At 34.2% G+C, this 13406-nt stretch carries 13 protein-coding genes and 1 other RNA gene; 7 read left to right on the plus strand and 7 right to left on the minus strand.

Going from position 1 to position 13406, the window contains the following annotated elements:
- Nucleotides 1-214 precede the first annotated feature (214 nt).
- Nucleotides 215-1027 (plus strand): NIPSNAP family protein, encoded by an 813-nt coding sequence (locus B2145_RS08735; RefSeq protein WP_291101079.1) that lies wholly within the window; start codon nucleotides 215-217, stop codon nucleotides 1025-1027.
- A 254-nt stretch (nucleotides 1028-1281) separates the two neighbouring features.
- Here the strand turns inward: B2145_RS08735 and B2145_RS08740 are convergent, their stop codons facing one another.
- Complete coding sequence (locus B2145_RS08740; RefSeq protein ID WP_291101082.1) at nucleotides 1282-2703, minus strand: ATP-dependent DNA helicase; 1422 nt, start codon at nucleotides 2701-2703, stop codon at nucleotides 1282-1284.
- A 372-nt stretch (nucleotides 2704-3075) separates the two neighbouring features.
- Here B2145_RS08740 and B2145_RS08745 point away from each other — a divergent pair, with 372 nt between their 5' ends.
- Nucleotides 3076-3894: a DUF3822 family protein gene (locus B2145_RS08745; RefSeq protein WP_291101085.1), complete on the plus strand. Its 819-nt coding sequence runs from the start codon at nucleotides 3076-3078 to the stop codon at nucleotides 3892-3894.
- Entirely contained in the window at nucleotides 3891-4487 is a 597-nt protein-coding gene (locus tag B2145_RS08750; RefSeq protein WP_291101087.1) for an RsmD family RNA methyltransferase, read from the plus strand. The genes B2145_RS08745 and B2145_RS08750 overlap by 4 nt, the downstream gene beginning before the upstream one ends.
- 20 nt (nucleotides 4488-4507) lie before the next feature.
- Here B2145_RS08750 and B2145_RS08755 read toward each other — a convergent pair whose 3' ends face one another.
- The 3 genes from B2145_RS08755 to rnpB all read right to left on the minus strand — a co-directional run bounded on the left by B2145_RS08755 (nucleotide 4508) and on the right by rnpB (nucleotide 5390).
- Nucleotides 4508-4810 (minus strand): type II toxin-antitoxin system RelE/ParE family toxin, encoded by a 303-nt coding sequence (locus tag B2145_RS08755; protein WP_291101090.1) that lies wholly within the window; start codon nucleotides 4808-4810, stop codon nucleotides 4508-4510.
- Entirely contained in the window at nucleotides 4810-5028 is a 219-nt protein-coding gene (locus tag B2145_RS08760) for a hypothetical protein (protein WP_291101093.1), read from the minus strand. Before B2145_RS08760 ends, B2145_RS08755 begins: the two co-directional genes overlap by 1 nt.
- Nucleotides 5029-5075: 47 nt before the next feature.
- Nucleotides 5076-5390: RNase P RNA component class A (rnpB, locus tag B2145_RS08765), an RNA gene on the minus strand.
- A 118-nt stretch (nucleotides 5391-5508) separates the two neighbouring features.
- On the opposite strand from rnpB, the gene B2145_RS08770 reads away from it, so the two are divergent.
- The 3 genes from B2145_RS08770 (at nucleotide 5509) to B2145_RS08780 (ending at nucleotide 7776) form a co-directional block, all read left to right on the plus strand.
- The gene (locus B2145_RS08770; RefSeq protein WP_291101096.1) at nucleotides 5509-5820 is read left to right on the plus strand and encodes a hypothetical protein; all 312 of its coding nucleotides are present in this window, start codon (nucleotides 5509-5511) and stop codon (nucleotides 5818-5820) included.
- A 199-nt stretch (nucleotides 5821-6019) separates the two neighbouring features.
- Nucleotides 6020-7105, plus strand: coding sequence for a DNA polymerase III subunit gamma/tau (gene dnaX, locus B2145_RS08775; protein WP_291101098.1), 1086 nt, complete (start codon nucleotides 6020-6022; stop codon nucleotides 7103-7105).
- A 389-nt stretch (nucleotides 7106-7494) separates the two neighbouring features.
- The gene (locus B2145_RS08780; protein WP_291101101.1) at nucleotides 7495-7776 is read left to right on the plus strand and encodes a DNA polymerase III; all 282 of its coding nucleotides are present in this window, start codon (nucleotides 7495-7497) and stop codon (nucleotides 7774-7776) included.
- A gap of 104 nt (nucleotides 7777-7880) precedes the next feature.
- On the opposite strand, the gene B2145_RS08785 is transcribed toward B2145_RS08780, so the two are convergent.
- From B2145_RS08785 to B2145_RS08795, 3 genes are all read right to left on the minus strand, one after another.
- Nucleotides 7881-8771, minus strand: a complete 891-nt coding sequence (locus tag B2145_RS08785) for a Ppx/GppA phosphatase family protein (protein WP_291101104.1) — start codon at nucleotides 8769-8771, stop codon at nucleotides 7881-7883.
- Nucleotides 8772-8846: 75 nt separating this feature from the next.
- On the minus strand, nucleotides 8847-10919 hold the full coding sequence (gene ppk1, locus B2145_RS08790) for a polyphosphate kinase 1 (RefSeq protein ID WP_291101107.1): 2073 nt from the start codon (nucleotides 10917-10919) through the stop codon (nucleotides 8847-8849).
- Nucleotides 10920-10924: 5 nt separating this feature from the next.
- Nucleotides 10925-11410 (minus strand): SixA phosphatase family protein, encoded by a 486-nt coding sequence (locus tag B2145_RS08795; RefSeq protein ID WP_291101110.1) that lies wholly within the window; start codon nucleotides 11408-11410, stop codon nucleotides 10925-10927.
- Between the two features lie 754 nt (nucleotides 11411-12164).
- Between B2145_RS08795 and B2145_RS08800 the strand changes: the two genes are divergently transcribed.
- A partial coding sequence (locus B2145_RS08800; RefSeq protein WP_291101114.1) for a PKD domain-containing protein occupies nucleotides 12165-13406 on the plus strand: 1242 nt, incomplete at its 3' end.

Below are 13406 nucleotides of genomic sequence, written 5' to 3' on the forward strand. Positions count from 1 at the left end.
GAACTAAATGAAATATACAGCGGCATTACACCAGAACGATTGGACCAAAATATAATGAGTAATGGTATAAAAAGCAGCAATTTTTATTGGCTAAAATTGAACCTTGATATTGAAATAGCTTTTTAAAATTTATAGAAATCAAATCGTATTACAAATAAAGTATTATATTTAACAAAAAAATAATTTCAAGTTGTTCAATTTAAATAGTATAAAAATGAAAATTACACGTTCCCTTTATTTAATAGTTTTAGTTTTAACTATTAGCAGCTTTACAAAAACATCCTCCAATTCAATTATTGCTACAAAATCTGTGGCAGTTGAACGCGAATTTTACCAGCTCAAAACCTATATCTTAAAATCAGATCAGCAGGTCGAAACAACCGATAAATATCTGAAAGAAGCTTTTATTCCAAGTCTAAAAAAATTAGGAATTAAAGCTATTGGTGTATTTAAACCCATTAAAAATGAAAACGATTCCATAAAAAAAATTATAGTTTTAATTCCCTTTTCATCAATGTCACAATTTTTAAGTCTTGATGAAAAACTTGCTAGGGACAAAACTTATTTAGCCGCAGGAGCTGATTATTTGAATTCTTCTTATAAACAACCTCCTTACAAACGTATCGAATCTATCTTACTGAAAGCGTTTCCTGACCATCCTATTTTAATCCCATCAAAATTAGACGGTCCAAGAGCAAATAGAATTTATGAATTAAGAAGTTATGAATCAGCAACCGAAGCTTATTATAAAAACAAAGTAGATATGTTTAATGCCGGAGGAGAAATTAAGCTTTTTAACCGTCTTGGATGTAATGCTGTATTTTATGCAGAAGTAATTTCGGGCACCAAAATGCCAAATCTTATGTATATGACAACTTATGCCAATCAGGAAAGTCGAGATGCTCACTGGAAAGCCTTTTCTAGTTCTCCAGAATGGAAATCGCTAATCGCTATGGAAAAATACAAAAATAATGTGTCCCATATAGACATCACTTTTTTATACCCAACAGAATACTCTGATTACTAGTGATTATTTAATACGCACTAATTCGGTTATTTGACAAAAAGTTTAGTAGAGCACACGCTTCCTTTTATGCGGGTAAAGTTAGTATGTCCAATTATATAATTTTTATTTTATTATATATCCATCAGTATATTTATCACAGAAATGGAGTCTTATCAAAATATAAAGCTAATAAAAGTTGCAGCGTATGTTTTTAAAGGCGGAAGGGATTATTCTAAAACTTGTGTCTTTTTGATTGGTTGGCGGTCATTTGCTCATCATTCCACAAAACTCTCGTCCTTAAAGCCTATCAAATACAATTTATTTTTGGCTCTTGTCATCGCCGTGTACAACCAACGAATGTAATCTCGATTGATGCCATCAGGCAAATACGGTTGTTCGATAAAAACCGTATTCCATTGTCCTCCTTGCGATTTATGGCAGGTTATCGCATAGGAAAACTTAACTTGCAGGCCATTGAAATATTCGTTGGCTTTTACTTTCTGAAATTGCTTGAACTTGGTTTCGCCCTCGTAATCTTTCAACACTTCCTGATACAATCGGTTGGATTCTTCGTAAGTCAAGGAAGGAGATTCGCTTTTAATGGTGTCCAATAAAAGGACGGTTTCAAACGGAATCTGGTTGGGATAATCGACCATTCGTATTTTTACTTTGGCAAAATTGAAGCCATACAATTCCTTGATGTTGAAAATTTCCAAAACCTCAATGATGTCGCCATTGGCAATAAAACCCGCTTCATCGGAGTCTTTTAGCCAGAAATAATTGTTTTTCACCACCATCAAAAAATCTCCCGTTGACAATTCGTTTTCCTTATCCAATATTTTAGAGCGAATTTGCTCATTGTATTGATTGGCTCTTTTATTCGACCGAACGATGAAAGCCGTATCTTCAATACTATAATTGCTGTAGGCCGAATTGATGGCATCCTGAATATCGTAACCATCGGTCAAACGGACAATATCCTTGAATTTCTTGAGATCAAATTGGAACTCATCGATGAAAGAATCCTTCAACAATTCCCGAAGTTCGGTCGCATTGTACAAGATTCCGGAGTTTTCTTCCTGACGCATTACCTCGTCCAACTCGATGTGTTCGACTTCTTTATTGTAATTTAATCCCAAAGTTTGAATGTCTAAAGCCGGGCTAATATCCAAATTCACCGGAGGTAATTGCGCCGTATCGCCCAGAAAAATCATTTTGCAGTTGGTTCCGGAATATACATAGGAAATCAAATCATCGAGCAAAGAACCGTTTTCGTATAACTTGGAATCAGAATTCGTATCCGAAATCATCGAAGCTTCATCGACGATAAAAATCGTGTTGGTATGCTTGTTTTGTTGCAAAGTAAAAGAAACGCCACCGCCAGAAGATTTCTTAGGAAAGTAGATTTTCTTGTGAATCGTAAAAGCCGGTTTATTCGAATAATTGGCAATCACTTTGGCAGCACGACCTGTTGGCGCCAACAAAACATACTTTTTATTGATGTCGATTAGATTATTCACGATAGTCGAAATCACGGTCGTTTTCCCCGTTCCAGCATACCCTTTCAGGACAAAAATCGTGTTGTTATCTTTTTCGGTCAAGAAAATAGCGATTTTTTGAAAAAAGACATCCTGCTTATAAGTGGGCTTAAAAGGAAATTTTTTCTGTAAAAGGCTATAAAACAAGGAGGAATTCATTTAGTGATATTTGACTGCAAAGTAAAGATTTTTTTCAAGGGCAAAGGCAAAAATCAATTTCAATTTCAATAGCAATGGCAATTTCAATTTTCAATTATTGCCATTGATTTTTCAGGATAAACACATTAGTTTTTTTGTGCCGTAGGCACTAAATATTGGTAGCAATAGTATTAATAAAAGACAAAGCGTGCCGTAGGTACGCAACAAAACGATTAAAGTCGTGTACCTACGGCACACAAAACACCTAATAAAATCTTTTCTACCAATATTTAGTGCCTACGTCACATTTTTAGCAATTTCAATTTTCAATTAGTGCCATTGATTTTTGCAATTGACATTGCCATTGAATTTTTAATTTGTAAGTTTGCAACTATGTCGATTAACACTAACATTACCGAAAAAAAATACAAAAAGCTATCCATTCAAGTTTCCTTGACCGGGCTTTCTTTTTGTGTTTTTGACACGCTCAATAACACAATTGTTGCATTGAATGAAGTTCATTTTGATATGTTTCATAAAGCAACAAAAATTGAAGAGTTGTTTGCCGATGCTTTTCGGGATAATCCGGAATTGAAGGATTCTTATGATGAAATATTGGTGATTCACAACAATAATCTTTCCACATTTGTTCCTGAACCCCTTTTTGACGAGAACTTTCTGGGAAGTTATTTGCAATACAACACCAAGGTTTTCGACACGGATTTTTTTGACTTCGACGAAATTCCCAACTATCAAATGAATGCGGTTTACATTCCGTATGTGAATATCAATAATTTTTTTATTGACCAATTTGGTTCTTTCGATTACAAACACGCCAACAGTATTCTGGTAACAAAACTTTTGGATGCGTCCAAAAACAATGACGACAAAAAGATGATCGTGAATTTTAATCCTGGTCATTTTGAGATTATTGTAGTTCAAAACCAGAAACTGCATTTATTCAATTCTTTCGATTATCAAACGCCGGAAGACTTTCTTTACTATTTGCTTTTTACTGCCGAACAATTGAATATGAATCCAGAGAATTTCAAGCTCGAATTGTTGGGAACCATTGCCGAAGAGGATGAATTCTATAAATTGGCTTATAAATATATTCGGAATGTGTCCATTTTTGATGTTTCCGATTTTCAAAAAAACAATAGCTTTTCAACTGCCCAAAACCAGAAACATTTTATTTTATTTCAATCGTGAGAATCATTTCAGGTAAATATAAAGGAAGACGCATTTTTCCGCCAAAAGGACTTCCCGTTCGCCCCACAACCGATATGAGCAAAGAAGCATTATTCAATGTTTTGAACAACCATTTTAATTTTGAAGGATTGAAAGTGCTTGACTTATTCGCGGGAACCGGAAATATCAGTTTCGAGTTTGCCTCACGAGGCAGTACGCCAATTACCGCGGTTGATGCTGATTTTGGTTGCATAAAATTCATCAAGCAAGTCGCTAGTGAATATGATTTTAACATTGCGGCAACCAAGAGTGATGTTTTCACGTTTTTGGAACGAAATAAAGCAAGTTACGACATTATTTTTGCCGATCCTCCTTATGCTTTGGATCAAGCCACATTCGAAAAAATTATCTTGCTGGTTTTCGAAAAAGATATGCTTCAAGAAGACGGAATGATGATAATTGAGCATTCAAAATACACGAAACTCGATCACATGATTCATTTTTATTTCAAGAAAAGTTACGGTGGTTCCATCTTCAGTTTTTTCGAAATTGGAAAATCAAATGAAGAAGAAATTGAGGATGAAGACTTATTTGATGGTTCTGAAGAGGAATAGTTTACCTTTTCGTTTAAATTCTAAATTTCTTTATTCAATTTATTGGGGTTTTGTCGAGTGTCGAATAAAGTAATAATCTCAATTTCATTTTTATCAAACAAAAGTCTGTAATAAAATGTGGTTTGTTTAGTAACTACACATTTGAATAATCCCGGAAAATCTTTTGACTGTGGGCAACATTCTGGCTGAGAAGCAATTTGGTTTATTTTTTTGGTAAGCTTATCAATGAACTCATTTCTAACTTTTACGCTCCACTTCTCAAGTAAATAGTCATTAAGTTGTAAAAGTTTAATTTCGGCTTGTTCTGATAAATATACATTCATCAAGAAATTTTTTTCAAAAAATCGGAATACTCAATTCTTTTCCCTTTATCTAAATCTTCTATTGCTTTTTTGATTTCAACTTGTTCGGCATAACTTAAATCATTCCAAAAATCAGATTTTTCATTTTTTATAAAATCACTAACTTTCTGGATAAATTCAGTATTATCGATATTTAATATCAATTTTACCAATTCAATTTTTGAAGTTTGAATGTCCATTTTATTTTTTATTTCAAATTTACAAAAAAAATTATATCAAAAAATTAAAAAAATGCAGACCTATAAGCCGGGTTCTGTCTCCGATAAATCGGAGCCTTATCATTTATCTAGGCACGCAATTGCTCACGTGCTCCATCTTTCTACCCTTCGACAACGGGCGAGAACCCTTAAATGCCGATATACTTGAAATTTCACCGCATAGAGTTTACCTGGTTTCACTACAGCATTACCTGTACATACTTTCTGTTGCACTTGTCCTAATCACGCTTTTGGGCGTGACCGACGGGAGTTACCCGCTATGCTTCTCTGTGGTGTCCGGACTTTCCTCCCCGATAAATCGCGGCGATAAGGCGGTCTGCGGGGCAAATTTACTATAATTAACAAGGTTTCCAATATTTCGATACCTGACTTTAACAACTCTTTCACAACTTACTAATAATAAAATAGTTACCTTTAAGCGATAACTGTAAATTTTTTATTATGAAACCTACCTATCATTATTCTACCGTTGCCGAAGCTTTAGATGATTTAAACAAAAATGGTTATACCCTCGATTTTAATCTTCAAGATGAAAACATTAAAAAAAATCCACATAATTATGAAATAAAACACGTATACCGCTACGAAGGTGATACTGACCCAGGCGAGGAAGCTGTAGTTTATGGCATAATCTCAAATTCTGGTGAAAGAGGTGTTTATGTTGCTGGATTTTCGGCAAACTCGGAAAGTGAAGCGGCAACTGTTTTAGCCAAGTTATGTATCGAAGGAAGCGATCAACAATGTAGAACTTAGTCTTTTTTGAACTTTCATCTCAGTTTTTATAAGTACAAAATAATCTATGATAAAGTTTTAATCATTTCTTTGATTATCAATATGCTATTGTTTTCAATCCTTATTTTTCTTTTGACAAGGAAAAGATTTTCTTCAAATAAACAAATTAGCGAATAAACAAATCAACAAAAATCCTATATTTGCTTTCGAATAAAAATCTATGGAACAATTTGTAGTATCGGCTCGTAAATACCGTCCACAAACATTTAATGATGTTGTGGGACAGAAAGCCATTACCAGCACTTTATTGCATGCCATAGAAAGCAATCACCTGGCTTCTGCCCTATTGTTTACGGGACCTCGTGGTGTCGGGAAAACAACTTGTGCCAGAATTCTTGCCCGAAAAATTAACCAGCCCGGTTATGACGATCCCAATGAGGATTTTGCTTTCAATGTTTTCGAATTGGATGCCGCTTCAAATAATTCTGTGGACGACATTAGGAATTTGATTGACCAAGTTCGGATTCCGCCACAAACCGGAAAATACAAGGTTTATATTATTGATGAGGTTCATATGTTGTCTTCTGCAGCTTTTAATGCTTTCCTGAAAACATTGGAAGAACCGCCAAAACACGCCATTTTTATATTGGCCACGACCGAAAAACACAAGATAATTCCAACGATACTTTCTCGTTGCCAGATATTTGATTTCAAAAGAATCACCGTAAAAGATGCCAAGGAACATCTTGCCGAAGTCGCTTATAGCCAAGGAGTAAATTTCGAAGACGATGCTTTGCATATTATTGCCCAAAAAGCAGATGGCGCGATGCGTGATGCTTTGTCTATATTTGACAGAGTAGTTTCGTATTGTGGTAGTAATTTAACCCGTCAAGCCGTTACCGAAAACTTGAACGTGTTGGATTATGAAACCTATATCACGGTAACCGACTTGATTCTAGAAAATAAAATCCCGGAATTGTTGATTGCTTTCAATGATATTCTTGCCAAAGGTTTTGATGCGCATCATTTCGTGTCTGGACTGGCAACGCATTTCAGGGATTTATTGGTATCCAAAACGCCTTCCACTTTATCATTATTGGAAGTGGGTGAACAAGCCCAAAAATTATACGCCATACAATCGCAAAAGGCGTCACAGGATTTCTTGTTGAAAGGAATCGAAATTGCCAATGACTGTGATTTGAAATACAAAGTCAGCCAAAACCAGCGACTGCTCGTTGAACTTTGCTTGATGCAATTGGCCTCCATCACCTTTGATGGAGAAAAAAAAAAGTTGACAAATTTATAATTCCGCCCACTTATTTTAGGAGAACTGATTATTCAATTGTCGAAAGTCAAAAGTCGAAAGTTGAAAGTAATGAGAAAGTCAATGTTCAAATTGAAAGTGCTGCCGAAGAACCAAAAGTTGAATTAGAAAATACCGTACCTAATAATCAGGTTACGACCCAAAACCCAATCCCGATAGCTATCGGGACCGTAACCCCAAACCTTTCAGAGGAACCTAAAGTTTCGGCATTCTCTATTTCGAGTATTCGTGCCAAAAGAGAACTACTGGAAAGCACTAAGGGATTTGTAAAAGAAGAAGTCCATCTACCTACTGAAGCCTTCACAGAAACTGAAATGCTGTTGCAATGGAGCAAATATGCACAGCGATTAAGCGATAAAGGACACAAAATAATGGAATCGCTTTTATTAATAAGTGACCCAAAGTTAGAGGGAACAACCATTATTCACGAATTACCCAACGATGGTTCCAAGATAGATTTTGAAACCGAAAAAAATGAACTTTTAGGCTATTTGAGAGGCAAACTTCACAATCACGATATTGTAATTGAAGTCGTTGTAAATGAAAGTGTCGAGAATAAATTTGCTTTCACGGCTTTGGACAAATACAATAGATTGAACGAAATAAACCCCAATTTAGAGTTATTGAAAAAGACTTTCGATTTGGATATTTAAAAGTTAGTCGTTGCGAATGAAGTTCCGCGCAATGACGCAATCTGTTGATAGTTTACAAATAAGATTGCTTCGTTCCGATAACTATCGGAACTCGCAATGACTAACTATATCTTCCCATAATACATTGCCTTCACAATACCATCCGAAAGACCTATTTTAGGAACGTAAATATTTCTGGCACCACTCCATTTCATTGCATTGAGATAGATTTGTGTTGCCGGTATAATTACATCGGCACGATCGGGATTCAGTCCTAATTCCGAGATTCTTTGCTCGTAAGTAAGTGAATTTAATAATGCATATTGTGAATTCAAATAAATGAACGACAAGGGTTTGTCTTGAAGTTTTCCCGACATTTTGAATAACTTATTGATATTTCCGCCAGAACCTATAAGCGTAACTTCGTCATAGTCTTGGGTATTTGTTTTAACCCATTTTTCCATTTCTTTCCATACAATATCCCTTACCATTTCGTTCAGTAATCGAACAGTTCCCGCTTTGAATGATTTTGAAACAACAATTTTTCCATTGGAAAAAAGAGAAAATTCGGTGCTTCCACCACCAACATCAACATAAAGATAGGTTTTGTCAGTTTTTAATAAGTGGTGTAAATCTGTTGAAGCAATTATTGCGGCTTCTTTTTTTCCATCAATAATTTCGATTTTGATGTCGGCTTCTTTACTGATAAAATCTACCACTTCATGGGCATTATTGGCTTCTCGCATCGCCGAAGTGGCAAAAGCCATATATTTCTCGACTTTATGCACTTTCATCAAAAGACGGAAAGCTTTCATCGCATCGCTCATTCTTTCTATGTTCTCTTGTGAAATTTCACCAACGGTGAAGGAATCTTGCCCCAAACGAATGGGGACACGAACTAGTGAGCTCTTGTTGAATTGAGTTTCTCTTCCGTCCTGCTCGACAATATTTGTTATTAACAAACGCATAGCGTTTGAACCTATATCGATCGCGGCATATTTTTTTATTCTAATCATATTCTGGTTGATTCCTCTAATTGTTTTTGGTAATATTAATTAGGGTTTTTGATGAATTTTGTGATTTCTAAACGACTAAATAATTTTTTCAAACTCTTCTGCCTTGTTTTGATAATAGTTATAGGTTTCCAATTGTGCCCTGAAAATAGGTTCCTTTTCTTTGCGAACTTTGTATTTATTATCTAACTTATCAGAATGATAGCGAGCTTTTACATTTCCCTTCCAACCCAAATTAAAATTATCAATCAATTCATTTTTAATTTCTTGGTCATAAATTGGGCAAGTCACTTCAACTCTTCCATCGAGGTTTCGAGTCATAAAATCGGCCGAGGAAATATAAACTTCGGTGTTCCCGGCATTGCAAAAAATGTAGATTCTGGAATGTTCCAGATAATTATCTACAATGCTAATGGCTTCTATGTTTTCGCTCATTCCTTTAACTCCCGGAATTAAGGAACAGATACCTCTTACGATAAGCTGTATTTTTACTCCTGCATTACTGGCATCATATAACTTGTCTATCATATCAAAATCAGACAAGCTATTCATTTTCAATCTTATAAAAGCCTCTTTACCCTCTAATGCATTCGTGATTTCTCTATCGATTATTTTATAGAATCGAGATCGACTATAATGTGGGGAAACAATGAGATGTTTGTATCGATATAACCTATAATTAATATTAAAAAACTCAAATATTTTTGAAATATCTTTTAGAATTTGTTGGTGACTTGTAAAAAGGGTAACATCTGTATAAACTTTTGCCGTTACCTCATTAAAATTCCCTGTGGAAATAAAACCATATCGTTTTATTTTTCCATTTTCATTTCTTTCGATGACACATATTTTACTATGCACTTTTAGTCCTTTTATTCCAAAAATAAGCTCGATGCCTTCGGTTTGCATTTGCTCTGCATAAGAAATATTTGAAGCTTCATCGAAACGAGCTTGTAATTCGATTTGAACAGTTACTTTTTTTCCGTTTTTGGCAGCATTTATAAGTGAACTTACGATTTGTGAATTTTTCGCCAGGCGATACAAAGTAATTTTGATAGAAGTCACTTTGGGATCAAGTGCCGCTTCTCGTAAAAACTTGGTGAGATAGGAAAAAGATTGGTAGGGTGCATTTAATAAATAATCTTTCTTGCTGATTTTTTCTAAGATACTTCCCTCGAGATTTAACCCTGATATAGGCAATGGAATATTAGTTTTGTACAGTAAATCGAATCTTCCAAGATTTGGAAAATTCATATAATCACGTCTGTTATGGTATCTGCCACCAGGAATAATACTGTCTTTGGAAACAATTTTCATTTTATACAGAAAAAATTCGAGAGTATCTTTATCTATTAACTGATCAAAAATAAAACGAACGGGCTCTCCTATTCTACGGTCTTTTACACTTGTCGCAATTTTCTCCAACATACTTTTGCTCAAATCACTATCAATATCTAATTGGGCATCCCGTGTGATTTTTATCATGTGTGCCGAAATACTTTCATAATCAAAAATATTGAAAATGCTGCTCAAATTATGTCTTATCACATCGTCAAGCAGGATAACATATTGTTTTTTATCAGTTGAAGGTAAAACCACAAATCGATTGATTGTCTTTGGAATTTCGATCATTGCGTAACGAATTTCTGAATTTCGTTTCATCACCAATTTTATGGCCAAATAGCCAATGGAATCTTTCAATATTGGAAATTCGGCTAAATCATTCAATATAATCGTGACTAATTCAGGACTCAATTTTTGGGTAAAAAAGTCTTTCAGAAAAACTTCCTGCTCGTTTGAAATATCATTTTCATGGACAATGAATATATTTTCAGTTTCTAGTTTGGTTTCAATGATATTTAATATTCGTAAACTTTCGGATTGTTGTTGAATTACAATTTCGATGATATCTTTCAACAATTGATGGGCCGAAATTCCGCCAAGCAATTTTTCGCCAGATATGCCAGACAAACTCAATCTTCTGATAGCTGCGAAACGAACCCTGAAAAACTCATCTAAATTATTGGAAAAAATACCTAGAAAACGTAACCTGTCTAATAGTGGTACTGAATCATCTGCTGCTTCTTGAAGAACTCTTGCATTAAAGGTTAACCAACTTTTTTCTCTATCTATATATTTATATTTATGCACTATTTTTATTTTAATTTTTTAGGGAATATTGTTTTTTTAGTTTTGCCTTTATTAATTTTTTCCCAGTTATCGGTTTCAAATTGTAGTGCTACAAATCCAGCTGTAGGAACATGGTCAATAAAAATATCTCCAAATTTATTAACAAAATTTGTAATTGCCTCATTATGGCCAAAAAGAATGATACTTTCGAAAATATTACTACATGATTTGATAACTTTTTCCAATTGGTTTTCATCAAAAGTATAAAGTTCCTCTTTAAAAACGATACTTTCAATGGGATATAAAATATTTTGGGCAAAGATTAGAGAGGTTTCCGAAGCTCTTTTTGCTGAACTACTCCACATTACATAGACCGAAGGTATAAAGTTGATACAATTGGCGGCCACTAGGTGTGCATCATTAATACCTCTTTGACCTAAGGGCCTATCAATATCATTTAAAGGGGAATCCCAGCTAGATTTCGCGTGTCGTATTAGTATTAGATTTTTCATGTCTTGGAATATTTATTCTATATGGGCTTTGAATCTATTTAAATTGTAGTTACAATTTACAAAATATTTTTACACAAATATTTAATTCAAAGAAAAAACCCATTTTATAATTTCAAAATTATAATAAAGTCTTGATTGATTCTTTTTTATTGGATTTTAATTAACAGTTTATTTTTTGGTAAATATGAAGATTACTGGGTTTCAAATTGTGATAATGCATTTGTTAATGAATCTTAACAACAAAAATTAAATACTAACGGTAGTGTGTTTTTGTAGTATTATGTTTGTATTAATTGATAAAAGTGCACTTTATCTATAAAATATGCCTTTTATCTATGTTTTTTTTAAAGATGTTAAATTCAAAATTTAATTTGGTATAGAAATAATAAAGGGGAATTTAAATCGTAAAAATCATAAATTAATAAAGAATCATTATATATTAAGCAAACTCATTGAAATAAAATTAAAAAATAATTATTAGTGCATTAAAAGTTGTATAGATGAGACAAAAACATCTCTTCAACGAGTTTTTAGGTTGTTCATAGAAAAAAAATACAAATATATGAACATAGTTGTTAGTTTAGCCACATAAAATGCTTCAATACAAATCTTTACAAAATTGTGTATTTAAAACTATTTAATAATTTAAAGTTAATGGCATATGAAAAAAAATACCTCAAATCTAATTGTTTACCTAAGAAACAATTTTTTTATATCTCGGACTCCCCTCTTTATAACTACAAAAAGAGTTTTATTGCTATTGACTTTCTTTATGTTCGTTGGTAATGCCTATTCGCAATTTACCTCTGATCAACCAGATTTAAGAATTTGTAACCCCCATTATAATTGTACTTCTGGAAATGTAACCATTCAAAATGTGTTTCTTAGTGCAACTATTGATGATGGCACTCCTCTTGAAGAGGTTGTTCCAACTTGTAAAGCTGGTGAAGATCATTATGAAGTGACTATCTGGATGAATTACACTAAAAAACAAGCAGTTGATGTTGAAAATGCCAGGTTATTTGCCACATTAAAAATTGGGGATGCTGATCCGATAGATATTAATAAGTATTTAGGTACATTGCCTGCTGCTGGAAAAATAAAATTGACGACTGAAACGGTTACTTGGACATGTGGCCAAACTTTGTCATTTTCAAATATATTAACAGTATGGTTAAAGGGGAACAAAACTATGGAAGAAAGTACCTCTTATGATTGTAAAACTTATTCTAGTTCACAATGTGAATTCGGAGCATCAACTGTTTTCACGGCACCTTTGGCAGTTCAATTTACAAACACTACACCTTGTACAACTGGAACCATTTCAGCAGTTCAATTTACTAATACAACAAATGGGGGAACTGCTCCTTATAGCTCTGTATGGGATTTTGGAGATGGAAGTCCTACTTCTACAACAACAAGTCCACTTCACAATTACACTGCCACTGGAGGAACAAAAACGGTTACATTAACAGTAACTGATTCTAAAGGTAACATAAGTAATACATCACCAATACAAATATTTCTTCCCTATGAACTTCAATCAACTACTTCTTCGACAAATGTGTCGTGTAATGGGGGTAGTAATGGAACGGCAACTGTTACCCCAACAGGAGGAACAGGAGCTTATACTTATTCATGGAATACCTCACCTATTCAAACAACGGCAACAGCTACAGGTCTTGCAGCTGGAACTTATACAGTTACGGTAAAAGATGCTAACTCATGTACTGTAACTACTAACCTGACTATTTCTGCGCCGGATGCTTTAGTATTGACAGCCACACCAACACAAATCAGTTGCTTCGGGGGTACAGGATCTGTATCGTTGAGTACGACAGGCGGAACAAGTGCATATACTTATGCTGCAGGAAACCCTGCTACAACTGGCCTTGCAGCTGGAACTTATACCTATAATGTAACGGATGCACACGGATGTACAGCAAACAAAAGTGCAACAATTTTACCTGCACCTCCAAAACCGGCAGATGTTGTG

Source organism: Flavobacterium sp. UBA5153 (genome assembly GCA_002413745.1).
In the GTDB taxonomy this organism is placed as follows: domain Bacteria; phylum Bacteroidota; class Bacteroidia; order Flavobacteriales; family Flavobacteriaceae; genus Flavobacterium.